The organism is Gallaecimonas kandeliae (assembly GCF_030450055.1).
Classification (GTDB): domain Bacteria; phylum Pseudomonadota; class Gammaproteobacteria; order Enterobacterales; family Gallaecimonadaceae; genus Gallaecimonas; species Gallaecimonas kandeliae.
The window spans coordinates 842461-866108 of the sequence record NZ_CP118480.1; the positions used below are offsets into that span (position 1 = coordinate 842461).

The 23648-nt window shown below is 61.2% G+C and carries 22 protein-coding genes; 13 read left to right on the forward strand and 9 right to left on the reverse strand.

The window, feature by feature from the left end; translation table 11 throughout:
- Positions 1 to 18: 18 nt before the first annotated feature.
- The 5 genes from rnc to acpS are packed head-to-tail and all read left to right on the forward strand — an operon-like array spanning position 19 to position 3340.
- Positions 19 to 693 (forward strand): ribonuclease III, encoded by a 675-nt coding sequence (gene rnc / locus PVT67_RS03995; RefSeq protein WP_301498071.1) that lies wholly within the window; start codon positions 19 to 21, stop codon positions 691 to 693.
- Entirely contained in the window at positions 686 to 1579 is an 894-nt protein-coding gene (era, locus tag PVT67_RS04000; protein WP_301498073.1) for a GTPase Era, read from the forward strand. The genes rnc and era overlap by 8 nt, the downstream gene beginning before the upstream one ends.
- The gene (recO, locus tag PVT67_RS04005; RefSeq protein WP_301498075.1) at positions 1579 to 2256 is read left to right on the forward strand and encodes a DNA repair protein RecO; all 678 of its coding nucleotides are present in this window, start codon (positions 1579 to 1581) and stop codon (positions 2254 to 2256) included. The genes era and recO overlap by 1 nt, the downstream gene beginning before the upstream one ends.
- Entirely contained in the window at positions 2253 to 2978 is a 726-nt protein-coding gene (gene pdxJ, locus PVT67_RS04010; RefSeq protein ID WP_301498077.1) for a pyridoxine 5'-phosphate synthase, read from the forward strand. Before recO ends, pdxJ begins: the two co-directional genes overlap by 4 nt.
- The gene (acpS, locus tag PVT67_RS04015; protein ID WP_301498079.1) at positions 2975 to 3340 is read left to right on the forward strand and encodes a holo-ACP synthase; all 366 of its coding nucleotides are present in this window, start codon (positions 2975 to 2977) and stop codon (positions 3338 to 3340) included. The genes pdxJ and acpS overlap by 4 nt, the downstream gene beginning before the upstream one ends.
- Positions 3341 to 3740: 400 nt before the next feature.
- Here acpS and PVT67_RS04020 read toward each other — a convergent pair whose 3' ends face one another.
- Positions 3741 to 4571, reverse strand: a complete 831-nt coding sequence (locus PVT67_RS04020; protein ID WP_301498081.1) for an undecaprenyl-diphosphate phosphatase — start codon at positions 4569 to 4571, stop codon at positions 3741 to 3743.
- A gap of 352 nt (positions 4572 to 4923) precedes the next feature.
- Between PVT67_RS04020 and PVT67_RS04025 the strand changes: the two genes are divergently transcribed.
- On the forward strand, positions 4924 to 5766 hold the full coding sequence (locus PVT67_RS04025) for a TIGR02285 family protein (protein ID WP_301499638.1): 843 nt from the start codon (positions 4924 to 4926) through the stop codon (positions 5764 to 5766).
- Positions 5767 to 5964: 198 nt separating this feature from the next.
- Here PVT67_RS04025 and PVT67_RS04030 read toward each other — a convergent pair whose 3' ends face one another.
- The 3 genes from PVT67_RS04030 to PVT67_RS04040 form a co-directional block, all read right to left on the reverse strand.
- On the reverse strand, positions 5965 to 6519 hold the full coding sequence (locus PVT67_RS04030; RefSeq protein WP_301498083.1) for a hypothetical protein: 555 nt from the start codon (positions 6517 to 6519) through the stop codon (positions 5965 to 5967).
- A gap of 183 nt (positions 6520 to 6702) precedes the next feature.
- A complete protein-coding gene (locus PVT67_RS04035) occupies positions 6703 to 7254 on the reverse strand; it encodes a hypothetical protein (RefSeq protein WP_301498085.1) in 552 nt (183 codons plus the stop codon).
- A 171-nt stretch (positions 7255 to 7425) separates the two neighbouring features.
- A complete protein-coding gene (locus tag PVT67_RS04040; RefSeq protein ID WP_301498087.1) occupies positions 7426 to 7965 on the reverse strand; it encodes a VOC family protein in 540 nt (179 codons plus the stop codon).
- Positions 7966 to 8069: 104 nt separating this feature from the next.
- Between PVT67_RS04040 and PVT67_RS04045 the strand changes: the two genes are divergently transcribed.
- Entirely contained in the window at positions 8070 to 8981 is a 912-nt protein-coding gene (locus PVT67_RS04045; RefSeq protein ID WP_301498089.1) for a LysR family transcriptional regulator, read from the forward strand.
- A 14-nt stretch (positions 8982 to 8995) separates the two neighbouring features.
- On the opposite strand, the gene PVT67_RS04050 is transcribed toward PVT67_RS04045, so the two are convergent.
- The 3 genes from PVT67_RS04050 to PVT67_RS04060 form a co-directional block, all read right to left on the reverse strand.
- Positions 8996 to 9412 (reverse strand): hypothetical protein, encoded by a 417-nt coding sequence (locus PVT67_RS04050; protein ID WP_301498091.1) that lies wholly within the window; start codon positions 9410 to 9412, stop codon positions 8996 to 8998.
- Between the two features lie 1102 nt (positions 9413 to 10514).
- Positions 10515 to 10964, reverse strand: coding sequence for a hypothetical protein (locus tag PVT67_RS04055; RefSeq protein WP_301498093.1), 450 nt, complete (start codon positions 10962 to 10964; stop codon positions 10515 to 10517).
- Positions 10936 to 11295, reverse strand: a complete 360-nt coding sequence (locus tag PVT67_RS04060; protein ID WP_301498095.1) for an HNH endonuclease — start codon at positions 11293 to 11295, stop codon at positions 10936 to 10938. The genes PVT67_RS04055 and PVT67_RS04060 overlap by 29 nt, the downstream gene beginning before the upstream one ends.
- A 117-nt stretch (positions 11296 to 11412) precedes the next feature.
- On the opposite strand from PVT67_RS04060, the gene PVT67_RS04065 reads away from it, so the two are divergent.
- A complete protein-coding gene (locus PVT67_RS04065; protein ID WP_301494219.1) occupies positions 11413 to 12327 on the forward strand; it encodes an IS5 family transposase in 915 nt (304 codons plus the stop codon).
- On the opposite strand, the gene PVT67_RS04070 is transcribed toward PVT67_RS04065, so the two are convergent.
- On the reverse strand, positions 12320 to 12886 hold the full coding sequence (locus PVT67_RS04070) for an SRA domain-containing endonuclease (RefSeq protein WP_301498097.1): 567 nt from the start codon (positions 12884 to 12886) through the stop codon (positions 12320 to 12322). The two genes, PVT67_RS04065 and PVT67_RS04070, sit on opposite strands and share 8 nt — an antisense overlap.
- A 558-nt stretch (positions 12887 to 13444) precedes the next feature.
- Positions 13445 to 16135 carry a two-component sensor histidine kinase BarA gene (barA, locus tag PVT67_RS04075; RefSeq protein ID WP_301498099.1) on the reverse strand — a complete coding sequence of 897 codons (2691 nt, stop codon included), beginning with the start codon at positions 16133 to 16135 and terminating at the stop codon, positions 13445 to 13447.
- A gap of 87 nt (positions 16136 to 16222) precedes the next feature.
- Between barA and rlmD the strand changes: the two genes are divergently transcribed.
- From rlmD to eno, 5 genes are all read left to right on the forward strand, one after another.
- Positions 16223 to 17542: a 23S rRNA (uracil(1939)-C(5))-methyltransferase RlmD gene (gene rlmD, locus PVT67_RS04080; RefSeq protein WP_301498101.1), complete on the forward strand. Its 1320-nt coding sequence runs from the start codon at positions 16223 to 16225 to the stop codon at positions 17540 to 17542.
- Positions 17542 to 19719: a GTP diphosphokinase gene (relA, locus tag PVT67_RS04085; RefSeq protein WP_301498103.1), complete on the forward strand. Its 2178-nt coding sequence runs from the start codon at positions 17542 to 17544 to the stop codon at positions 19717 to 19719. The genes rlmD and relA overlap by 1 nt, the downstream gene beginning before the upstream one ends.
- A 55-nt stretch (positions 19720 to 19774) precedes the next feature.
- Positions 19775 to 20554 carry a nucleoside triphosphate pyrophosphohydrolase gene (mazG, locus tag PVT67_RS04090; RefSeq protein ID WP_301498105.1) on the forward strand — a complete coding sequence of 260 codons (780 nt, stop codon included), beginning with the start codon at positions 19775 to 19777 and terminating at the stop codon, positions 20552 to 20554.
- A gap of 81 nt (positions 20555 to 20635) precedes the next feature.
- Positions 20636 to 22273 (forward strand): CTP synthase, encoded by a 1638-nt coding sequence (locus tag PVT67_RS04095; protein ID WP_301498107.1) that lies wholly within the window; start codon positions 20636 to 20638, stop codon positions 22271 to 22273.
- A gap of 63 nt (positions 22274 to 22336) precedes the next feature.
- Positions 22337 to 23632, forward strand: coding sequence for a phosphopyruvate hydratase (gene eno / locus PVT67_RS04100; RefSeq protein ID WP_301498109.1), 1296 nt, complete (start codon positions 22337 to 22339; stop codon positions 23630 to 23632).
- The last annotated feature ends 16 nt before the right edge of the window (positions 23633 to 23648 follow it).

The following is a 23648-nucleotide window of genomic DNA, read 5'->3' on the forward strand; positions in this document are numbered from 1 at the left end:
CTCTTTATTGGAAGACAGATGACCTATTCCCTTGAGACCCTGTATCGCCGCCTCGGCTACAGCTTCAATGACGAAAAGCAGGTGCGCCAGGCCCTGACCCACCGCAGTGCCGGCTCCCAGCACAACGAGCGGCTGGAATACCTGGGCGACTCCATTTTGAGCTTCGTCATTGCCGACGCCCTCTACCACCGCTTCCCCAAGGCCAACGAAGGGGACATGTCGCGGATGCGCGCCACCCTGGTCAAGGGCAAGACGCTGGCGGAGCTGGGCGCGGAATTTGGCCTCGGCGACTTCCTGCGCCTGGGCCCGGGTGAATTGAAATCCGGGGGCTTTCGCCGCGAATCCATCCTCGCCGACGGCGTCGAGGCGCTGATCGGCGCCATCTACCTGGACTCGGACTTGGCCAGCATCCGCGACCTCATCCTCAAGTGGTATGAGAAGCGCCTGGGCGCCATCCAGCCCGGCGTGGCCCAGAAGGATCCCAAGACCCGCCTGCAGGAACACCTGCAGGGCAAGCGCCAACCCCTGCCGCACTACCAGGTGGAAAAAGTGGAAGGGGAAGCCCACCAGCAGACCTTCACCGTTTCCTGCCTGGTGGAAGGCCTGGAAAACCCCTTTATGGGCGTAGGCTCCAGCCGCCGCAAGGCAGAGCAGGCCGCCGCCGAGCAAGCTCTGGAGCATCTCAATGACTGAACAACGCTGCGGTTTCGTGGCCATAGTGGGCCGCCCTAACGTCGGCAAGTCCACGTTGCTGAACAAACTGCTGGGCCAGAAGGTGTCCATCACCTCCAAGAAGGCCCAGACCACCCGCCACCGCATCCTCGGCATCGACACCCAGGACCAGCTGCAGGTGATCTACGTGGACACCCCCGGCCTGCACAAGGACGAGAAGCGCGCCATCAACCGCCTGATGAACCGCGCCGCCGCCAGCTCCCTGGGGGACGTGGAAGCGGTGATCTTCGTGGTCGAAGGCAGCCATTGGACCGACGACGACCAGATGGTGCTGGACAAGCTCAAGGCCGAGAAGAAGCCGGTGATCCTGGCCGTCAACAAGGTCGACAACGTCAAGGACAAGAACAGCCTCTTCCCGCACCTGGAATGGCTGTCCAAGCAGCATGACTTCGCCGCCATAGTGCCGATCAGCGCCGAGAAGGGCACCCAGGTGGAGGCCCTGCGCAGCGAGGTGGAAAAGCGCATCCCCGAATGCGAGCACATCTTCCCCGACGACCACATCACCGACAGATCCAGCCGCTTCATGGCCGCCGAGATCATCCGCGAGAAGCTGATGCGCAACCTCGGTGACGAGGTGCCTTATTCGGTGACGGTGGAAATCGAGCAGTTCAAGGAAGAAGAGGGCCGCTTCCACATCAACGGCCTCATCCTGGTCGAGCGGGAAGGCCAGAAGAAGATGGTCATAGGCCACAAGGGCGAGAAGCTCAAGCGTATCGGCACCGACGCCCGCCAGGACATGCAGCGCCTCTTCAACTACCCGGTGCACCTGGAGCTGTGGGTCAAGGTCAAGTCCGGCTGGGCCGACGACGAACGGGCCCTGCGTTCCCTGGGTTACGGGGACGATTGATGGCCCTGGCCTATGTGCTGCACCGCCGTCCCTACCTGGACGATGCGGCCCTTGCCGAACTGCTGCTGGACGACGACAGCAGGGCCGGGGCCGTGGTGCGGGGCATGGCCGCCAAGAAGAGTCATAAGAGGGCTGCCATGCAGCCCTTTGTGCTGCTGGAACTGAGCCTGGCAGGCCAGGGGGATCTCAAGAACGCCCGCGCCATCGAGGTCAAGCGCCCCCATGGGCTGGCCGGCAACGCCCTCTACGCCGGCTTCTACATCAACGAGCTGCTGGTGCGGCTGGTGCCGAGAGGCGCGGACACCGACGGCCTCTTCGCCCTCTACCAACAGACCTTGCTGGCCCTGGCCACAGGGGAGGTGGAGCCGGTGCTGCGCCGTTTCGAACTCAGCCTCTGCCATCGCCTCGGCTATGGCATAGACTTGTGGCGTGACAGCGAAGGCAGGCCCCTGACCCCCGAAGGCCGCTACCAGTTGCAGCCGGAGCTGGGGCTGGTGGCCGACCTCAAGGGTCCCTATGCCGGCCAGCAGCTGCTGGCCATGGCCCAGGACCACTGGCAGGAGGAGGCCGTACGCCGCACCGCCAAACAATTCTGCCGCGCCCTGCTGGCCCCCTTGTTGGGGGACAAGCCATTGAAGAGCAGGGAGCTTTTCCGACTCGCAGGAGGAGTCCAATGAACCCCATCTATCTCGGCGTCAACATCGACCACATAGCGACAGTGCGTAACGCCCGCGGCAGCCAGTACCCCGACCCTGTGGAAGCGGCCTTCGTGGCCGAGCGGGCCGGCGCCGACGGCATCACGGTGCACCTGCGCGAAGACCGCCGCCACATCCGGGACCGCGACGTCTTCCTCTTGAAAGACACCATCCAGACCCGCATGAACCTGGAGATGGCCGTCACCGAGGAGATGCTGGGCATCGCCGAAAAGGTACGCCCCGCCTTCGTCTGCCTGGTGCCCGAGAAGCGCGAGGAGCTGACCACCGAAGGCGGCCTGGACGTGGCCGGCCAGCTGCCCCGCATCAAGGCCGCCTGTGAGCGCATGGCCAACCTCGGCATAGCGGTGTCGCTGTTCATCGACGCCGACCCGCGCCAGATAGAGGCGGCCGCTCAGTGCCAGGCCCCTTATATCGAGATCCACACCGGCCACTACGCCGAGAGCCACGGCCGGGCCCAGCTCAAGGAGCTGGAGCGGATCCGCGCCGGCGTCGAGCTGGCCTTTAATGCCGGCATCATCGTCAACGCCGGCCACGGCCTGCACTACCACAACGTCCAGCCCATCGCCGCCATGCCGCAGATCCACGAGCTCAACATCGGCCACGCCCTCATCGCCCGGGCCCTGTTCGACGGCCTGGACAAGGCGGTGCGCGACATGAAGGCGCTGATGGTGGCCGCCAGGTGATCCTCGGCCTCGGCAACGACCTGGTCCGCATAGAGCGCTTCGGCAAGGCCGCCGCCGGCTTTGCCAAGCGGGTGCTGACCCCGGCGGAGCTGGCCCAGTTTGAGCACAGGGGCAAGCCCCTGTCCTTCCTCGCCAAGCGCTGGGCCGCCAAGGAAGCGGCGGCCAAGGCGCTGGGCACCGGCATAGCCGACGGCGTCACCTTCCAGGACTTCGAGATAAGCAACAACGGCGCCGGCAAGCCCTCCCTGGCCCTGTCCGGCCGGGCCCTGGAGCTGGCCAAGGCCATGGGCGTGACGCACTGCCACCTGGCGCTGTCCGACGAACGGGACTACGCCATGGCGACGGTTATCCTCGAATCCTGACTGGTGTCACTGCGGTTACGATCTGGGTTTTCCAGCCAGCCATGCAACCATGACCATTGCCTTTAAATGCCGGGTCCCGCCCCGGCAGGCGGGTTACTTTCTCTCTGTGCAAGAGAAAGGACGGGGCCACCAAGGCCAAAGAGTGCACCCCCGGTTCCGCCGCCGCTTCGCGGTACCCTCACCTCCGTTCGTTTGCCGCAGACCGCTTCGTACGCGGGTCCAACCACGTACTCAGCTCTCTCGGCATCCCTGCCTCGAGCCTGCTCCCACTCTCTGCGGCTCGGCGGCTCCAAGGGGGAAGGGGTCTTTTGCTTCATCAACATCGGGCTGGAGTAAGATCCTGTGATTTCATCCAGCCACTAAAAAAGGGGCCTTGCGGCCCCTTTTTTAGTGGGATTGTTTAAGGCTGGGCCGTGCTCCAGTCCACCCAGTTCAGCTGCCAGCTGAGCAGGATCAGGGCGCCGAAGCCGATGCGGTACCAGGCGAAGACGGCGTAGCTGTGGTTGCCGATGAATTTCAGCAGCGCCTTCACCGCTATCATGGCGAAGATGAAGGAGAACAGGAAACCCAGGGCGAAGACCGGCAGGTCGCTCATCTGGAAGAGGTGGCGGTACTTGTAGGCCGAGTAGACGGCGGCGCCGGTCATGGTGGGCATGGCCAGGAAGAAGGAGAACTCGGTCGCTGCCTTGCGGGACATGCCGAACAGCAGGCCGCCGATGATGGTGGAGCCGGAGCGGGAGGTGCCGGGGATCAGCGCCAGGCACTGGGCCAGGCCGACCTTGAGGGCCTGCTGCCAGGTCATGTCGTCGACGCTGTGGGCGCTGATCTTATGGTCGCGCTTCTCGGCCCAGAGCATCACGAAGCCGCCGATCACCAGGGCGGTGGCGACGGTAATGGGGTTGAACAGGTACTTGTGGATGTCGTCGGCGAAGGCCAGGCCCAGGATCACGGCCGGGAAGAAGGCCACCAGCAGGTTGGCGGTAAAGCGCTGGGCCGGCTTGCGGGTCGGCAGGCCCGTGATGACGCTCAGCACAGTCACTCTGTATTCCCAGATCACCGCCAGTATGGCGCCAAGCTGGATGATGATGTTGAAGGCCATGGCCCTGTCGCCGGTGAAGTCGATGAGGTCGGCGACGATGATCTGGTGCCCTGTGCTGGAGATGGGCAGGAACTCCGTCACCCCTTCCACCAGACCCAGGATAAATGCCTGAAAGGCAACCCACAGTTCCATCCGTACTCCTAAGGCGGACAAGCCGCTGCTGTCATAGTTCTTGTTGCCCGCGGTTTGGGGCCCAGTGTTAGAGCGCAGATGCTAACAAAGTTTCGGGATTTTTTTACCTTCAGGATGGCCTTATCGAGGGATTTTTTTCCCGCTGTCTTGGCTGAGGTTCAGCCAGTGGCGCCGGATCGGCTTGATACCGCTGGCCAGGCCGTCGCCAGCAGCCAAGGCGTCGCCGGGCCTGGGATGGGATCTGGATCATGGATGCAACACCCAAGCCGCTGGAGTGCCCAACTAAGGTTCCTTTCCTGCCCAGGGGAGGTTATAGCTAGGGTCTGAAGTGCTTTACCGAGGTGTACTGGTGATGAAGGCTGTTGCCGTCCTGTTGCTGTTCCTGCTGAGCGCCGGGCCCAAGGCCTCGGCCGAGGAAACCGTGAAATGGGGCGTCTTCGACTGGCCGCCCATGCACATAGTGGCGGGGCCCGAAAAAGGGCAGGGCACCTTCGACAAGGTGATGCAGCACTTCCAGCAGCGGCTGCCCGGCTACCAGCACCAAGTGGTGGTGGCCAACACCAGGCGCTTCTGGGATTACCTCAAGAGCGGCGAGCACTTCTGCTACGTGGGCTCTGTCCAGACCCCGGCCCGTGAGCGTTTCGCCTATTTCTCCCTGCCCGACGGCCTGGTGCTGTCCAACCATGTGGTGATGCTAAAGGACAGGGCGGCGGCCCTGGGCTTGGCCGGTCCCTTGTCCCTGGCGACCTTGCTGGACAACCCCCAGCTCAAGGGCGGCATCATCAGCCAGCGCTCCTACGGCAAGGAGCTGGACGCCGTGCTCCGCGACCATCCCAAGGCCAATCTCTACGCCCAGAGCGGCGGCGATCTGGGCCTGTCCCTGTTCCGCATGCTCGAAGCCGGCCGCCTCGACTACATCATCGAGTACCCCCATGTGGCGGCCTATTTCGAGCGACTGCTGGGCAAGGAAGGCAGCACCCTCAGCCTGGCGGCCAGCGAAGCCCCGCCCATCCAGGTGGTGCATGTGGCCTGCCCCAAGACGGCCTGGGGGCAGCAGATGATCGCGCGTATCGACGCCATCATCCTGGCCGACCGCGGCAGCGAGGCCTACCGGCGCATGCTGGAAACCTGGTTGACCCCGGACGAGCAGCAGGTGGTCCGCCAGGCCTACGACGAGGTCTTTATCAAGGAGTGATATCTGAAGTGAAAATACGGATTCAGTCGGGATCCTCTAGCTTAGCGCATTGGTGGCCTAGATAGGCGTTGTAGGAAAATGAAATGATGAAAACGAGATAGAAAATTTCGCTCCTAAAGTGAGAGCCCATCCCAAACCAAAGCAACACTGCCACGAGATAAATGCCTACATAAAGTGCCGTGCCTAAAAACTTCCTACTCATGGACTACAACTTTCGACTAATGCCTGAGTGACGGCCTTGAAATCTTGACCGTTCACTGTGATTTTTCCTGGCTTCTCTGGAATGTAGTAAGTGCGGTAGATAGTCAGCCCTTGCTTATCTTTTTTCCCCATTAGGCTGTACCCATCCTTGCCAAAGGAAGAGCCCGTAGTAAAGAAAACGACTTCCCCATCCTTGTATTTTAAGTAGTTTGGGGCGTCGACATGACTTGTTACCTTTTCCTGCAATAAAGCCCTTTTTGTATTGGTATAGAGCTTTTTGGCCAGTTGATGAATATCTTCGTTAACATGGATACCGTGAAGTAGTGGGCTTTTACTTGGTAAGTGATTGAAAATATATACCACTGCTGTCCAATACCCTCCCTTGTAGGTAAAGCTGTAGTTGAACTTGTCCACGTTATCGATACGACTGTGGCTTACATAGGCATCATCAAAGGATAGGCTATTGACAGTACAGGCTAACTCATTGGCTTCAGCCCAAGGGATATAGACCAGAGAGACTAGCGCTATCATGACAGCATTAGCCATTTTCATGGTTCTTACCCTCCTTTAGCTTGGCATAGCGATGTCGAAGATATAGGCCTTGACTGAAGACGACAGGTATTAGCACGAAGAATATGTTCTCCTGCAACCTAGGACTGGCAGTTTCCCACCGCCATATGACGGCGGAAAAAATGCCAAGGTAGACAATAAGGTTGATAATTCTTGCTCGTGTCATTAGTAAAAGGAAGAGCCTTTAAGTTGCGAACGTCGGTCTTTCTCTTCTCTGATCTCATTGAGGTGGCTCTTGTTAGCCGCAATAGCAACCCAAATGACCAGTGTCGCTATGCCTCCCCTTGTAACCTTTCGCTGTTTCCATAAAGTTTGAAGGAAATCTTTTGCGCCAAGTGCCGACACGCTGATACCTAGATAGGACGCATAGTCATCAATGGTGCTGTGAAAGGCCTCTTCTTCAAGTAGCTCTTTATTGGTCAAAGACCACATTCCCCATTGTGGGTTGACGAAAGTGGTATCCAAGGCCCTGGTGATAAGGATACCTGTCAATTGCCTATTGGGAAGTGCTCGGATCAATGCCATGGCTTCTTGACGTTGTGCTTGGCCGAGATGGCGATACAGTATGGTGGCGCAGATAGCATCAATGGCTTCTGGGCCACTACTTTCAATCACTGGTTGGGGAATGCTGATAATTTTAGCCAACTCACGCAGTTGTCCTTTGGCGTCAGTCGGCAGGTGATAGGGTAAGTCGGCTATTTTAGGCAGGCTCGGCATGAGGATCTCCTTATCTCTCAATCATCTTTCAAGGTCAGGCTAGCATAGCTGCTTAGAAATGCTGTAGGACAAATAAATTTAAGAAGTAACTTACTAATCAAGTGGTAATGTTTTCTGGTGATGCGGACGCCATAGGGGATTGAGGTCCATTGTTAAAGTTCAGCGCGCCATTCAGCTTTCCAGCAGTGCCTGGTGCGGCCCGGCCCAGCGCGCCAGCTCGGTGAAGCCGGGCAGGTCCTGCACCTTGGCCCGGCAGTAGGCCAGCAGCTGAGTGTCGTCCAGGCTGAGGTCGATGGGGAAGCGGCAGGGCTGGCTGACATGCCAGGGGGTGGGGCAGTAGATCTCCAGGCGGTTGCCTTCGGGGTCCAGGAAGTAGAGGGACCAGCTGTTGCCGTGGGAGACGGCGCTGAAGGCCTGGCCGGCGGCCACCAGGCCGCCGTGGTACTGGCGGAGCTGGGCCAGGGAGTCGACCCTGAAGGCGATATGGTCGAGGGGGCTGTCGGCGCCCCTGGTCCCGGCCCCCGGGCTCAGCACTATCTGGTGGTGCTCGTCGGGGTGCCGGCTCAGGAACACCATGCCGTTGCCCCTGTCGGTGACCACCAGCCCAAGCACCAGGCGGTAGAAGGCCTCCATGGCGTCGATGTCGGTGGCCAGCAGTTCGATATGGCCGAGGCGCAATGTGGGCAGGGGGGCAGTGCCGGTCTGGGTCATCCCTTGGTCCTTGTTGATCTGGGAGGCCCCACTCTAGGGACCTTGAGTGGATTTGACAATAAGGTACTATTCCAACTCACTGAACCAATAACTTTGACAAAGCCATGACCCTTTCCTTCGAACAGCTGAAGAACATGATGGTCTTCTCGGCCGTGGTCAAGGCGGGCAGCTTTGCCGAGGCGGCCAGGCAGCTGGGCCTGTCCAGGGCCGTGGTCAGCTACCACGTCAAGCGCCTGGAGGCGCAGCTGGCGGTGCGGCTGCTGAACAGGACCACCCGTTCCCTGAGCCTCACCGAGGTGGGGACGCAGTTCTTCGAGAGCTGCCAGCGCATCGCCGAGGAGGCGGATCTGGCCCAGTGGCGGCTGGAGCAGCTGCGCGACGAGCCCCAGGGGCAGCTTCGCCTCTCGGCCCCCACCCACCTCGGCAGCGACTTCATAGTGCCGGCCCTCAGCGAGTTCCGCCGCCGCTACCCGAAGATCGGCATCACCTTTTCGCTGACCGACGAGGTGCTGGATCTGGTGGAGCAGGGCCTGGACCTGGCCATTCGCGGCACCCAGGGGCAGCTGCCGGACTCCAGCCTCATCGCCACCCCCCTCACGGAGCTGCGCCCCATCATCTGCGCCTCCCCTGCCTATCTTGCCCGCCACGGCCAGCCCCGCACCCCCGACGATCTCGAAGGGCACCAGTGGGTGCTCTACAAGCGGACGTCGCCCCAGCTGCTCCTGGAGAAGGGGGGCCGCCAGTGGCGTATCAAGATGAGCGGCATGGTGGAAACCGACAACGCCGCGGCCCGCACCGCCTTCGTCCTGGCCGGCGAAGGCCTGGGCCGCCTGCCCGGTTATGTGGTCAGGGAGCAGTTGGCCAGGGGCGAGTTGGTGGAGCTGCTGCCGGACTACCGCCTGCCCGTTATCCAGATCTACGCCGTCTACCCGCCTGGGGCCACCCAGTCGCGCAAGTTGGCGGCGCTGGTGGCCTTCTTGAAAGGGTATTTCGCGACGCGCTATCCGGCGATTTGAGGGGGCGGTTGAATTTAACGCTTGCCAACACCCTTGGGTCTCGTTGCCTGGAACAGCTCTCCCAGGGTCAGGCCTTCATGCCAAAGAGCAGAGAGTTGCAGGCCATGGTGCCTGGCGAGATCCGCTGCCAGGGTCTCGAACTCCATGACATCTGGCGTCATCCGGGACGGGTAGCGGGCGCGGTAGATGGCGAGCAGTGGGTCCTCCGGGCTGAGTTTCAGCCCCTGCCCGGCGCCGATGGCGAAGGCATCCGTGAACAAGCCGAGGAAGCGGCGGATGGCGTCCTTAGACGCCTGCGGGAAAGCCTGCCGCCACTGGGCACCTTGGCAGTTCCTATCCTGGTAGGCCTTGGGTAGGCCGTTGTCCCTTAATCCCAGGAAGGCCAGGATCCCCAGTACCAGAGTTGCCATTGTTATTGTCCAATCCAACATAACGGTTCCTTGGCTTCGCCGCCGTAGGTTAGGTCTTCATCTTAACCTTGGGTGGTTAACCATTCATTCCTTTAAATGCCGGTTCCCGCACCGGCGGGCGGCCTACTTTGTTTTACTCGGACCTTCCCTGGTCCTCGCCCAACGGGCCATCGTCGCAAGCTCCGATGTTCAAAATGGTTCCAGACCATTTTGTCGCACAAAGTAGGCAAAGGCACCGCCCACGTTTACTCGGCCCCTCCCTGGTCCTCGCCCTACGGGCCATCGTCACAGGCATCGATGTTCAAAATCGCGTCCTGCGATTTTGTCGCTTCTCCTTCGCCTCTGGTCGCGGGCATCCTGCCCTTCTTCCGCTCGCTCGGCCTCCCTGCCTCGCGCCCGCTCACCCAATCAGTTCGCGGCAAGCCGCTCTCGCTCGCCAGCTAAAATCAGTCCACTGGACTGATTTCTTAACGCGCTCACCCCGTCGCCTCAGCGCTCCACTTAACGGGCTCCGGGGTCTCACCAGCAGGTCTGGGTTCCTTGTTGTGGAAGCGGATGATGGTTACAGTAGCTTTAACCTATGAATAGTTGACCTCGACCTGTTTGAAGGCCATTAGGTCAATGACTTCAGAGTATTTGGAGTCGTCAGTAGATCAATTTTTACGCAGTGGAGGCGAATTAAATGGGTAAAAGGAAGCTGATTAATTTTTTACTCTTCTTCATTGTTACAGCCTGCATGACCTTTTTAATTAAGGATAGTGGCACTATCCCAATTAGGAAATCAGCCGACTTTCATGGGGAATACATACTTTTCATTGTTAGCATCATTTTTACCTCGGCTTACTTCCTTGATGAAAGAACAAAGATTTCCAGATTAATAATGTGGTTGTGTGTCGAATTGTCATTTCCTCATAAGAAGGAAATGGCCTTGTTCTATGCAATGCTGGCAATGTCTCTTGGATATACCTCTATCTCAAGTTGAAAAAATGGTCTTCCTAAATTGAGGATGGAGTTGTTGATGCCCTGAATGGCTTTTGCTTTTTCCTTCTCTTGTAGGTAGATGATTTTTTTTGCTCCTTTTTAAATAAACCCTTCCATCTTTAGGGGCGCCCTATATCTGCCTCTAGCGTATCCAAGCTGAAATGAGGTTCAGACCTAAGTTGTGATGCAGGACGTTAAAGACGTAAATGAAGGTGATGAGGATGCAGGGGACGTAGAGTGCTCTGACGTATTTTGAATCTATGTACCTTGCGGTCATCACCGCCAGAGACCAGGCGGTCAGGATGATGAGGACACCACCTAGGCAATCAAACCAGTGGTAGACATAAGGGTTGGTGATCTCTGTGATCTCCCCCAAGTTGCTCAACATGATAAAGACAAACAGGGAGAGTGAGATCTTCTTGAACCGTTCTGTGTCAGTTGTCCTGTATTGCCCGATCAGCAGGACAAGTAACGAACTCAGAAAGATAACCGGAGCCACGTAGGGATAATATTCATATACAAGCATTATTGATTTATTCCTCCTAAAAGCTGCGTCTCTTTTTCTAAGCCTCTGGCGCTCTCGGGTCTTCATCAACCGGCCCTAGAATGAAAGCTGGTCTTTCCTGTGTGTAATAGAATTGTTCGTTTTCCAGTCGCATGATTCTTTCAGTTAGAGCTAGGTTGTACTTTTGTCCTTTCTTTCCGAAATGCACTTCCCTATGACAGTTCGGACAAAGAGCAATGACATTTCCTGGATGGTCCGGTCCGCCATCACCTAATCGGTGCAAGTGATGAACCTCGAGAAAGGGTCCAAACTTCCCATCGAAAGGAGCGGGCTTTTCACATCCCTCACAACGACCATTGGCTCTTTTAAGGGCGTAGAGTCGAATGGCTGTAGCCCTAAGACTAGTGTTACGAAGCACTGCCGCTTTGTTACTTGTGGTGCTGGATTGCAGTGCGAGGGGCGTTGTTTCCCAAATCCGGTGAACCAATCCGCCTGACTGTGATCCGATCCCCGACGTATCGATGGGGAACAGCAGATGGGTCAGGCTAAACGCACTATCACCAATTGGGCAGACTACAACCGCGCCTTGGTTAACCGAGGCTCATTAACCTTCTGGATGGATGAAGCGGCTACCCGCCATTGGCATTGCCAACAGCATCACGGCGGTCGGGGTCGTGGTTTCGAATACAGCGACACCGCCATCGAGACAGCGCTGATGCTCAAGGGCCTGTTCGACCTGCCGCTGCGTGCCTTGGAAGGCTTTATCAACTCGCTATTCCAGTTGATGGAACTGCCGTTGACCTCGCCCAGTTACAGCTGCATCAGCAAGCGCGCCAAGACGGTCAACATCCGCTACCGCCTGCCCAGCAAGGGCCCAGTTGCCCACCTGGTTATCGACGCCACCGGGCTCAAGGTCTATGGCGAAGGCGAGTGGAAGCAACGCAAGTACGGCAAGGAGAAGCGCCGTGTCTGGCGCAAGCTACACCTGGCCGTCGATGCGCAGACCCATGAGGCTATCGCCGCCGAAGTCAGCCTGGAAAACGTCGGTGATAGCGAGGTACTGCCCGGCCTGCTCAATCCTCTGCGCCGCCGTATCGACCAAGTCAGCGCCGACGGGGCTTACGACAGCAGAGCCTGCCACCGGCTACTGCAAAGAAAAGGCGCCAAAGCCAGCATCCCGCCTCGCAAGACAGCGGGGTACTGGGAGCAAGGTCACCCAAGGAACGAGGCAGTGGCGGCGCTGAAAGCCGGGCAACTGGCCGAGTGGAAAAGGGAAAGCGGCTATCACCAACGCTCAAAAGCGGAAACGGCTATGTCGCGATACAAGCAGCTCATCAGCCCGAAGCTGAGTCTGCGCGACTACAACGGCCAAGTGGCAGAGGCTTTGGCTGGGGTGAAGGTGATGAACAAAATGCTGGGCCTCGGCATGCCTGTTCGCCAGGTCAGTTAAGGGCAGCAAGCCCTTTAGGAGCAGGCTTTCCAGGCTCTGATTTGATCAACAACGCCAGTGCGAGGTGTCGAAGATCTTTTAATGATGTCTTAGAGGTTGGTTTATAGAAGCTATCCAGTGTGCCGCTGGGCTCATGAACTGAGGTATCTGAGCTCGACTGTAAAGCGAGGTGAAAGATGATGACTTCTCTCAGTTCGTTGTCTTTATCTGGGCGTTGCTCTTTGTGTGAACCAACGCAGATCGCTTGCCCTTGATAGCAGACGTGGCCTCGCCTGACGTATTCAAAGAGATGCAGTGTCTTGCCGTTTTCTTGGTGATTTTGAATAGCCAAGTTGCCTTTAACCAGCTGCATATCTCCTGATTGGCCTTCTCCTGTATACCAGAAGGTGCCATCTTCCTCATTGAACCTATCGCTGTAGCCATAGCTGGCGCCTGAGTCGCTGGTAAAGAGGAATACGCAAGGGTGGGCCTTGGGTGTGCTTATCCCGCCTTGTGTTTGGCCACCAAAACGACCGTGTATTTCTTCCTTGCGTTTGTAGATCTGCCCTACGGTAAACATCCCTTGTCTCAGTTTGTTTAGCCATCTCCTGAGTACTAATTTGAGGCATAAGGCGATGATAAGTAAAGGTTAATTTTCTTGGGGTTGATCTCCATAGAATCCCCTGACGCTCTATTCCCAGCAGCTAGCAACAACGAAGCTGGTGGGATTGGGTTACCAATAGTGCTGAGTGATGCTGCTCTTCCGCCCGTTAAGTGCAGCGCTGAGCTGGCGGGAGTGGAGGGGCAGCCGAGACAGGGATGTCGAGGCAGGTGAGTACGCGTCGGGATACGCGTATGAACCGGTGCACTGGGAACGACCAGAGGCGAAGAAAAAGCGAAACGTGGGCAAGGGTTTTGCCTACTTTTGACCTCAAAAGTAGGGCGCGTGCAGGGGCGCCCCCCTGCGTATAAAGGAATTAGCGGTTAACCACCCAAGGTTAAGAAGAAAGCCAAAGCCTGCGGCAGCAAAAGAGCTAAATGGGTCCGCAGAGTGAAGCCATCCTGGCGGCGCATTCCGGCTCGCACGTCCTGTGTGCTCGCGTTCGGCTGCGCGAAAGCCGTGCTTTCACTTCGAGCCTCACCCCACCAGCCCTTGCCGCCCAACCTCTTCATCCAACTTATCCATCTCGTCGATCAGCTCAAACACCTCGGGCTCGACGTCCGAGGTGGCGGCGCCTTTCTTGAGTTGGGTCTCTATCTCGTGGGCGAGGTTCTTGAGGCGGGGCGTACCGGTATAGGCCAGGGCGCCGTTGAACTTGTGCACCGCCTGGTAGAGGGCATCAAAGTCGGCCTCGGCCAGGGCCTTTTCCAGGCCCTCCCGGGTCTGGGGCAGGCTGTCGATGAGCATCTTGACCATGTCCTTGGCCAGGGCCTCGCGGCCGCCGGCCTGGCGCAGGGCCTGGTCCCAGTCCAGCACCACCGGCTTTTTCAGCCAGCGCAGCAGGGTGGCGTGCAGGGTGCGCTCGTCGATGGGCTTGGTGAGGTAGTCGTCCATGCCCTTTTCCAGCAGCTTCTCCCGCTCCCCGGCCATGGCGTGGGCGGTGACGGCGATGATGGGCGGGCAGCCCTGGCCGAGGCGCTCGCGGATATGGCCCATGGCCGTGACCCCGTCCATGCCCGGCATCTGGATATCCATGAAGATGGCGTCGAAGGGCCACTTCTCCACCGCTTCCAGGGCCTGGAGGCCGCTGTTGGCGCAATGGACCTCGCAGGGGCTGTCTTCCAGCAGGGCGCTCATCAGCTTGAGGTTGGGGCTGTTGTCGTCCACCACCAGGATGCGCCCCGGCGGCAGGGGGGGCAGGGCGCTGGGATGGCGCAGCGCCGGCAACTGCTGGCTGGGCTGCTCTCCCACCAGGGCCCGGTAGAGGCGCGGCGCCGTCAAGGGCTTGACCAGGCAGATGTCCAGGCCCTGGGCCAGCATCCGTTCCCGCACCTGGGGATCGGCGTGGTTGGACAGGCCGATGATCCTGGCCTCTGCGGGCTTGTCGAGGCGGGCCAGCAGGGCGGTCAGATCCTGCTGCTCAAGCTGGTCCAGCAGCACGAAGTCGGCCTCGGGCATCAGGGCCGGATCCTCGGTGGTCTGGAGGCTGAAGGGCCAGCTTTCCATCAGCAAGGTCAGCATGCGGCGGGTGCGGCGGCTGCCGCCCACCAGCGCCACCGTCTTGCCTTCCAGGGGGGCCATGGGCAAGGGGTCGTGGAAGACCATGGCGGCCTTTTTCACCGGCAGGCTGAACCAGAAGGTGGAGCCCTTGCCCACCTGGCTCTCCATGTCCATCTGGCCCTTCATCTGGTTGACCAAGGTCTTGGAGATGATGAGGCCGAGGCCGGTGCCGCCGAAGCGGCGGGTGATGGAGGCGTCGGCCTGGGCGAAGGCGCTGAAGAGGTACTGCTGCTGCTTGGGATCGATGCCGACCCCGGTGTCGGTGACGGTGACGCGGATCTCGCAGCCCTCGTCTTCCTGGCAGTCGTGGCTGACGATGATGTCGACGCCGCCGGCCTGGGTGAACTTGACGGCGTTACCCACCAGATTGGTGAGCACCTGCTTAAGGCGCAAGGCGTCGCCCATCAGGGAGTCGGGGGTGTCGGGGGGCAGGTGCAGGCACAGCTCCAGGCCCTTGTCGCGGGCGTTGGCCCCCATCATGTCCACTACCTCGTAGAGGGCGTCGTGGAAGCTGTAGGGGGTGTTGTCCAGCTTGAGCTTGCCGGCCTCGAGCTTGGAGAAGTCCAGCACGTCGTTGATGATCGCCAGCAGGTGCTGGGCCGAGCGCTCTATGGTCTGCAGGTAGTCGGTCTGGCTGGGGGTGAGCTGGGTCTTCATCAGCTGGCGGGCAAAGCCCAGCACGCCGTTGAGCGGGGTGCGCAGCTCGTGGCTCATGTTGGCCAGGAATTCGGATTTGACCTGGCTGGCCTCCTGGGCGCGCTTGCGGGCCTTGTCCAGTTCGATGTTCTGGATCTCCACCTGCTCCAAGGTCATGCGCAGGTCGTAGGTGGCCTGGTCGATGTTGTGCTGCATGTCGGCATGGTATTCGTCCAGGGACTTGGCCATGGCGTTGATGCCGCTCTTGAGGGTGTCGAGCTCGCCGATGAGGATGCCTTGGACCCGGGTGTCCAGCTTGCCTTCGCGGATGCGGTCCACCGCGTGCACCATGTTGGAGATGGGGTCGGTGACGTGCTTGAGCAGGCGCCAGGTGAAGAGCAGGTGCACCATGACGCCGATGAAGACGATCAGCAAGGTGCGGAACAGGGCCTCGTGCTGGGCCACTATGGTGGAATCCTGGTTGAGCTGGATGGCCACATAGCCCAGCACCGGATCCTTGGGATCGATCTTGTCGCGGTAACTGGCGTAGAAGCTGGTGTCGGCCATGATCGGCGCCCGCAGCATCAGCCGCCCTTCGACATAGGCGAAGGTGGGGATCTGGGGTATGGGCTCGCCCGGGGGCAGCTTCATCAGCGGGAAATCGCGGTGGAAGGTGGAGGACACCATGGGGGTGCCCTGCTTGTCGTAGACGGCGATGTTGCGGATGGCTTCGGTATTACGCCTGTGCACGGCGCTGACCAGGCGCTTGAGCTGCTCGCGGTCTTCCAGCACCAGGCCGGGCTCGGCCGCCACCGTCAGCGGCGCTATGACGGCAAGCCCCTGATCTTTGAGGTGTTGCAGTACCTCTTGGTAACGTTGCAGGGTAAAATACCCGCCCAACAAGGTGCCGATGAGCAACGTTGGTGCCAGTGTCAGTATCAGTACCCAGGCGCGAAGGCCAAATTTGGTCATGCCGGTGACTAGCGTCCCCTGTTCAGTAGAGCGTCCTTTTCCCGCCGCTATAATGGCACAGCCTTTTGCCGATCCCCAAGGTCTCCCATGGTTCAGATATACAAGCCCAAGCAACGCCAGCAACAGTCCGCCGTTCAAGACCTTAGCATCCAGGACCTGGATCTCCACGGCCAGGGGGTGGGGCGCAGCCAGGGCCTGGTCTGCTTCGTGCCCGGCGCCCTGCCCGGCGAGAAGGTGCGGGCCAAGCTGGTGGCCAAAGGCAAGCTGGCCCAGGGGCGGCTGCAGAAGGTGCTGGAAGCGAGCCCCGAGCGCATAGCGCCCCGCTGCGAATACGTGGGCCGCTGCGGCGGCTGCCAGCTCCAGCACCTGGAGCGGGAGCGCCAGCTTCATTACAAGGAAGCGGCCCTCAAGGCCGATCTCGAAAGGGCCGGCATCAGCCCTGCCCAGTGGGCGCCGGCCATCAAAGGCCCGGCCTTCGGCTACCGCCGCACCTTGCGCCTGGCCATCCATGAGGGCAAGCTCGGCTTTCGCGCCGTCGGCTCCCAGAACATCATCCCCATCAGCCATTGCGCCGTTGCCGAACCCGAGCTGTCAAAGCTGCTGCCGTCATTGCAGGCACTGCTGCCGAGCCTCAAGGGCCAGCGGCTGCTGGGCCACCTGGAGCTCCTGCACCTGCCGCCCCATAGGGCGGCGCTGTGGCGCCTGACCGGGCCCTTGCCCAAGGGCGATCTGGCCAAGCTCATCCATTGGGCCGAGGCGCAGCAGGTGGCGCTCTTTACCCAGCAGGACGGCATCCACCAGCACTGGCCACAAGAGGCCGTGCAGTTGGGCTACGAGCTGGACGGCCTTGAATTCACCGTCGGGCCGGCCGACTTCATTCAGGTCAACGGCACCGTCAACGCCGCCATGGTGGACCAGGCCCTGGCCTGGCTGGCGCCAAAGGCCGAAGAGCTGGTGCTGGACGCCTACGCCGGCCTCGGCAACTTCAGCCTGCCGCTGGCCAAGAGGGCCAGGGCCGTGCTGGCCGCCGAAGGGGTGGCGGCCATGAGCGAGCGTAACCTCGCCAACGCCGCCGCCAACGGCATCGCCAACCTGGAGGCCCGCACCCTGGATCTCGACGACGAGCAGGCGGTGGCGGCGCTGCTGGCCCAGAGGCCTGACGCCGTGCTGCTGGACCCGGCCCGCCCCGGCGCCGAGGCGCTCTGCCAGGCCCTGGCCGGCAAGGCGGGTCAGGGCAAGGCTGGTCCGAGCCGGGTGCTCTATGTATCCTGTAATCCTTCCACCTGGAAAAGGGACGCCGCACTGCTGGTGGCGGGCGGCTATTCCCTGGCGCGTCTGGGGCTGATGGACATGTTCAGCCAGACAGCCCACGTGGAACTGATGGCACTTTTTATCCGGGAGGGGTGATGGTTTCCATCCGCGGTACGCACCAGGGGCAAGGGGCCTTGGACACCCAGACATGGCTGGCGGGCCTCAAGGTCCGCGAGCAGGACATTCCGCGCCTGGCCCAGGCCTGTGAGGCGCTGGCCGGGCAGGACAGGGCCCAGGCCCAGGAGATGGTGGAGATCCTCGTCGATCTCGCCATGGACGGCGACACCCTGCTGACGGCGCTGCTGCTCCAGCCTTACCGCCGCAAGACCCTGCCCCGCGACCAGGTGGTTGACCAGTACGGCACCACCCTGGCGGCGCTGCTGGATTCTGTCGTCGACATGGACGCCATCCGCACCCTGCACCAGGGGGCCGCTTCCAGCACCCAGGTGGACAGGGTCAGGCGCATGGTGCTGTCCATGGTCAACGACGTGCGGGCCGTGGTGATCAAACTGGCCGAGGCCATAGTGGAGCTGCGCGCCGTCAAGGACGCCGACGAGGAAACCCGGGTGCTGGTGGCCAAGGCCGCCGCCAACCTCTATGCGCCGCTCGCCAACCGCCTCGGCATAGGCCAGCTCAAGTGGGAGCTGGAAGACCTCGCCTTCCGCTACCTGCATCCCGACACCTACAAGCGCATCGCCAAGCTGCTGGACGAGCGCCGCATCGACCGCGAAGACTATATCCGCGACTTCGTGGCCAACCTCCGACAGGCCCTCAAGGCCGAGGGCGTGGACGCCCAGGTCTACGGCAGGCCCAAGCACATTTATTCCATCTGGAAGAAGATGAGCCGCAAGCACCTGGCCTTCGACGAGCTGTTCGACGTGCGGGCGGTGCGCATCATAGTGCCGCGCCTGCAGGACTGTTACGGGGCCCTGGGGGTGGTGCATACCCAGTATCACCACATCCCCAAGGAATTCGACGACTACGTGGCCAACCCCAAGCCCAACGGTTACCGCTCCATCCATACGGTGGTGGTGGGGCCCAAGGGCAAGACGGTGGAGATCCAGATCCGCACCCAGGCCATGCACGACGAGGCCGAACTGGGGGTGGCGGCGCACTGGGCCTACAAGGAAGGGGGCGCCGGCGGCAAGGACGCCGGCCTCGAAGGCAAGGTGGCCTGGCTCAGGAAGATACTGCAATGGCAGGAGGAGATGGCCGACGCCGGCGATCTCGTCGAGGAGCTCAAGCACCAGGTGGTGGAAGACCGCGTCTACGTCTTCACCCCCAAGGGCGACGTGGTGGACTTGCCCGCCGGCGCCACGCCCCTGGATTTTGCCTACAACATCCATTCCATGGTCGGCCACCGCTGCATCGGCGCCAAGATCTCCGGGCGCATAGTGCCCTTCACCTACCAGCTGCAGACCGGCGACCAGGTGGAGATCCTCACCGGCAAGGAGCCCAATCCCAGCCGTGACTGGCTGAACCCGCACCTGGGCTATGTGCGCTCCAGCCGGGCCCGCGCCAAGGTGCAGCACTGGTTCAAGCAGCTGGACCGCGACAAGAACCTGGCCGCCGGCCGGGAGATGCTGGAGCGGGAGCTGGCCCGCCTGGATCTGGACCTGTCCCAGGCCCAGGTGGCGGTGGACAAGTTCAACATGGGCACCCTGGACGACCTGCTGGCGGCCATCGGCGGCGGCGACATCAAGCTCAACCAGGTGGTCAACTACCTCAACAGCCACTACTTCAAGCGGGAAGTGAGCGACGACGAGGCGGTGGCCGAGCTCATCAGCCAGAAATCAAGCACAGCCCGCAAGTCCGGCAAGAGCCCCTTCGTGGTGCAGGGGGTGGGCAACCTGCTCACCAACATCGCCGGCTGCTGCCAGCCGGTGCCGGGGGACGACATCGTCGGCTTCATCACCCAGGGCCGCGGCATCTCGGTGCACCGCACCGACTGCGAGGAACTGCTGAAGCTGGCCCGCAAGCATGGCGAGCGGGTGGTGGAAGTGGACTGGGGCGAGACCCCGGGCCAGAGCTTCGGCGCCACCTTGCGCATCCAGGCCGCCGACCGCAACGGCCTGCTGCGGGACATCACCGCCATCCTCGCCAACGAGCGGGTCAACGTGGAGGCCATGCGCAGCCACACCGACTACTCGAACAACGTGGCCACCATAGAGGTGCAGGTCAGCCTGCAAAAGCTCGATACCCTGGGCAAGGTGCTGGCCCGCATCAACCAGATAGCGGACGTCTTCGAGGCCAAGCGGATCACCCAGAAATGACGGCCCAGCGCCAGTGGACAAGGGACTTCGGTGCCGTCAAAAGGAGACTGTGGAGATGAAAGAACTCGAACGCCTGGTCGGCATCATGAGCCGGCTGCGGGACCCGCAAAACGGCTGTCCCTGGGATCTGGCCCAGAACTTCCAGACCATAGTGCCCCACACCCTGGAGGAGGCCTACGAGGTGGCGGACGCCATCGAAGGGGGCGACAGGGAAGCCATCAAGAACGAGGTGGGGGATCTGCTGTTCCAGGTGGTCTTCTATGCCCAACTGGGCAAGGAGGAAGGGGCCTTCGACCTCAACGACATCGCCCGCGCCATCAGCGACAAGCTGGTGCACCGCCATCCCCATGTCTTCGGCGAGTCAGAGGAGTCAGACCCGGAGCGGCTCAAGGCCAACTGGGAAGCCATCAAGGCCGCCGAGCGGGCCCACAAGGATGCCGACGTTTCGGTGCTGGCCGATCTGCCCTTGGCGCTGCCGGCGCTGATCCGCGCCATCAAGCTGCAGAAGCGGGCCGCCCGGGTCGGCTTCGACTGGGACGAGCTGACCCCGGTGTTCGACAAGATCCACGAGGAGATCGACGAGGTCAAAGCCGAGGTGGCGGGGGGCGATGCGGCCCGGCTGGAAGACGAGATGGGGGATCTGCTGTTCGCCGTCAGCAACCTGGCCCGCCACCTGGACGTGGACCCGGAGGCGGCCTTGCGCCGCGCCAACCACAAGTTCGAGCGGCGTTTTCGCGCCATCGAGAAAAGGGTCAGCGATGCGGGCGAAGTGCTGGCCGAGCAAGGGCTTGACAAACTGGAGGCCCACTGGCAGGCGGTCAAAGAGGACGAATAGCGCGTTGTGGGAATGGGGGCTTTTCCTCTATAATGTCTTCCCGTCCTAAGATCCCCATTTCTTAACGCGCTCAGGTCCTACATGACGACAAATTACATCTTTGTGACGGGTGGTGTTGTATCCTCCCTCGGTAAGGGTATTGCTGCTGCTTCCCTGGCTGCCATCCTTGAAGCCCGTGGTCTGAAAGTGACCATGATGAAGCTCGACCCCTACATCAACGTCGACCCCGGCACCATGAGCCCCTACCAGCACGGGGAAGTCTTCGTCACCGAAGACGGCGCCGAGACCGACCTGGACCTGGGTCACTACGAGCGTTTCATCCGCACCAAGATGACCCGCCGCAACAACTTCACCACGGGCCGCATCTACGCCGACGTGCTGCGCAAGGAGCGCCGTGGCGACTACCTGGGCGCCACCATCCAGGTGATCCCCCATATCACCAACGAGATCAAAGAGCGGGTCATCGCCGGCGCCGCTGGCCATGACGTGGCCATCGTCGAGATCGGCGGCACCGTCGGCGACATCGAGTCCCAGCCCTTCCTGGAAGCCATCCGCCAGATGGGTACCGAAGTGGGCCGCGACCATGCCATGTTCATGCACCTGACCCTGGTGCCCTACCTGGGCGCGTCCGGCGAGGTCAAGACCAAGCCGACCCAGCACTCCGTCAAGGAACTGCGCTCCATCGGTATCCAGCCCGACATCCTCATCTGCCGTACCGACCGTGCCGCCCTGCCGGCGTCCGAGCGCTCCAAGATCGCGCTGTTCACCAACGTCGAAGAGAAGGCCGTCATCAGCCTCAAGGACGTGGACTCCATCTACAAGATCCCGGCCCTGCTCAAGTCCCAGGGCCTGGACGAGCTGATCGTCAAGCGCTTTGGCCTGAGCTGCCCCGAGGCCGACCTGTCCGAGTGGGAACAGGTGGTCTACGAAGAAGCCAACCCCCAGGGCGAGATCACCATCGCCATGGTCGGCAAGTACGTGGAACTGCCGGACGCCTACAAGTCCGTCAATGAGGCCCTCAAACACGCCGGTCTCAAGAACCGCGTCACAGTCCACATCAAGTACATCGATTCCCAGGACATCGAGACCAAAGGCACTGAGCTGCTGGAAAACGTCGACGGCATACTGGTGCCCGGCGGCTTCGGCGAGCGCGGCGTGGAAGGCAAGATCCTGGCCGCCCAGTACGCCCGTGAGCACAAGGTGCCTTACCTGGGTATCTGCCTCGGCATGCAGGTGGCGCTGATCGAGTTCGCCCGCAACGTCGCCGGCCTGCCCGGCGCCCATTCCACCGAATTCAAGAAGGACGCCGCCGATCCCGTGGTGGGCCTCATCACCGAGTGGGTGGACGAAGAAGGGGAAGTGGAAGTGCGCTCCGAGGCCTCCGACCTTGGCGGCACCATGCGCCTGGGCAGCCAGCTCTGCCACCTGATCCCCGGCTCCAAGGCCCATGACCTCTACGGCGCCGACACCATCTTCGAGCGTCACCGCCATCGCTACGAGGTCAACAACAAATACCGCCCGGCGTTGGAAAAGGCCGGCATGGCCTTCACCGGCCTCTCCGCCGACAAGAAGCTGGTGGAGATCGTCGAGATCCCCAGCCATCCCTGGTTCGTGGCCGGGCAGTTCCACCCCGAGTTCACCTCCACGCCCCGTGACGGCCACCCCCTCTTCGGCGGCTTCGTGAAGGCGGCCTGGGAAGGGCACAAGCAGAAAGCCTGATTTGGAAATTGGCCGTGCCCCTGGGGCACGGCCTTTGTTTTTACGAGAAGGAACAGTAAAGCCATGACCACCATTGCCAACATCATTGGTCGCGAAGTCCTGGATTCTCGCGGCAACCCCACAGTCGAAGCCGAAGTTCACCTGGCCGACGGCACCGTCGCCCTGGCCTGCGCCCCCTCCGGCGCTTCCACCGGCACCCGCGAGGCCCTGGAACTGCGCGACGGCGACAAGGCCCGCTACCTGGGTAAAGGCGTACTGACTGCCGTTGCCAACATCAACGGCCCCATCAAGGCCGCCCTGGTGGGCAAGAGCGCCCTGGATCAGAAGGCCATCGACGCCGTCATGATCGAACTGGACGGCACCGACAACAAGGCCAAGTTGGGCGCCAACGCCATACTGGCCGTGTCCCTGGCCAACGCCAAGGCCGCCGCCGCCAGCCAGAAGAAGCCGCTCTACGTCTGGATAGCCGAGCTCAACGGCACCCCTGGTGTCTACTCCATGCCGGTGCCGATGATGAACATCCTCAACGGTGGCGAGCATGCCGACAACAACGTCGACATCCAGGAGTTCATGGTTCAGCCCGTCTCAGCGCCGAGCTTCCGTGAAGCGTTGCGCATGGGCGCCGAAATCTTCCACAGCCTGAAGAAAGTGCTGCAGGCCAAGGGCCTGAGCACTGCCGTCGGTGACGAAGGCGGTTTCGCCCCCAACCTGGCGTCCAACGCCGACGCCCTGGCCGTCATCAAAGAAGCCGTTGCCGCCGCCGGCTACGAGCTTGGCAAGGACGTGACCCTGGCCCTGGACTGCGCCGCCTCCGAGTTCTACAAGGACGGCCAGTACGTGCTGGGCGGTGAAGGCAAGTCCTTCAGCTCAGAAGGCTTCGCCGACTACCTGGCCGGCCTTGCCGCCCAGTACCCCATCGTCTCCATCGAAGACGGCCTGGACGAGTCCGACTGGGCCGGCTGGAAGGTGCTGACCGACAAGCTGGGCACCAAGCTGCAGCTGGTGGGCGACGACCTCTTCGTCACCAACACCAAGATCCTCAAGGAAGGCATCGACAAGGGCATCGGCAACAGCATACTGATCAAGTTCAACCAGATCGGCTCCCTGACCGAGACCCTGGAGGCCATCGCCATGGCCAAGGCCGCCGGTTACACCGCCGTCATCTCCCACCGCAGTGGCGAGACCGAGGACGCCACCATCGCCGATCTGGCCGTGGGCACCGCCGCCGGCCAGATCAAGACCGGCTCCCTGTGCCGCTCCGATCGCGTCGCCAAGTACAACCAGCTGCTGCGCATCGAAGAACAGCTGGGAGAAAAAGCGGTTTACCGTGGTCTGAGCGAAATCAAGGGCCAGGGCTGATCCCCTCAAAGGACTG

What these genes read in the sequence shown, in the direction of transcription:
- rnc (WP_301498071.1), top strand. Translation starts at nt 19, where the DNA reads ATGACCTATTCCCTTGAGACCCTGTATCGCCGCCTCGGCTACAGCTTC.
- era (WP_301498073.1), top strand. Translation starts at nt 686, where the DNA reads ATGACTGAACAACGCTGCGGTTTCGTGGCCATAGTGGGCCGCCCTAAC.
- recO (WP_301498075.1), top strand. Translation starts at nt 1,579, where the DNA reads ATGGCCCTGGCCTATGTGCTGCACCGCCGTCCCTACCTGGACGATGCG.
- pdxJ (WP_301498077.1), top strand. Translation starts at nt 2,253, where the DNA reads ATGAACCCCATCTATCTCGGCGTCAACATCGACCACATAGCGACAGTG.
- PVT67_RS04020 (WP_301498081.1), bottom strand. Translation starts at nt 4,571, where the DNA reads ATGGAACTGTGGGTTGCCTTTCAGGCATTTATCCTGGGTCTGGTGGAA.
- PVT67_RS04025 (WP_301499638.1), top strand. Translation starts at nt 4,924, where the DNA reads ATGAAGGCTGTTGCCGTCCTGTTGCTGTTCCTGCTGAGCGCCGGGCCC.
- PVT67_RS04030 (WP_301498083.1), bottom strand. Translation starts at nt 6,519, where the DNA reads ATGAAAATGGCTAATGCTGTCATGATAGCGCTAGTCTCTCTGGTCTAT.
- PVT67_RS04035 (WP_301498085.1), bottom strand. Translation starts at nt 7,254, where the DNA reads ATGCCGAGCCTGCCTAAAATAGCCGACTTACCCTATCACCTGCCGACT.
- PVT67_RS04040 (WP_301498087.1), bottom strand. Translation starts at nt 7,965, where the DNA reads ATGACCCAGACCGGCACTGCCCCCCTGCCCACATTGCGCCTCGGCCAT.
- PVT67_RS04045 (WP_301498089.1), top strand. Translation starts at nt 8,070, where the DNA reads ATGACCCTTTCCTTCGAACAGCTGAAGAACATGATGGTCTTCTCGGCC.
- PVT67_RS04050 (WP_301498091.1), bottom strand. Translation starts at nt 9,412, where the DNA reads ATGTTGGATTGGACAATAACAATGGCAACTCTGGTACTGGGGATCCTG.
- PVT67_RS04055 (WP_301498093.1), bottom strand. Translation starts at nt 10,964, where the DNA reads ATGAAGACCCGAGAGCGCCAGAGGCTTAGAAAAAGAGACGCAGCTTTT.
- PVT67_RS04065 (WP_301494219.1), top strand. Translation starts at nt 11,413, where the DNA reads ATGGGTCAGGCTAAACGCACTATCACCAATTGGGCAGACTACAACCGC.
- PVT67_RS04070 (WP_301498097.1), bottom strand. Translation starts at nt 12,886, where the DNA reads ATGTTTACCGTAGGGCAGATCTACAAACGCAAGGAAGAAATACACGGT.
- barA (WP_301498099.1), bottom strand. Translation starts at nt 16,135, where the DNA reads ATGACCAAATTTGGCCTTCGCGCCTGGGTACTGATACTGACACTGGCA.
- rlmD (WP_301498101.1), top strand. Translation starts at nt 16,223, where the DNA reads ATGGTTCAGATATACAAGCCCAAGCAACGCCAGCAACAGTCCGCCGTT.
- relA (WP_301498103.1), top strand. Translation starts at nt 17,542, where the DNA reads ATGGTTTCCATCCGCGGTACGCACCAGGGGCAAGGGGCCTTGGACACC.
- mazG (WP_301498105.1), top strand. Translation starts at nt 19,775, where the DNA reads ATGAAAGAACTCGAACGCCTGGTCGGCATCATGAGCCGGCTGCGGGAC.
- PVT67_RS04095 (WP_301498107.1), top strand. Translation starts at nt 20,636, where the DNA reads ATGACGACAAATTACATCTTTGTGACGGGTGGTGTTGTATCCTCCCTC.
- eno (WP_301498109.1), top strand. Translation starts at nt 22,337, where the DNA reads ATGACCACCATTGCCAACATCATTGGTCGCGAAGTCCTGGATTCTCGC.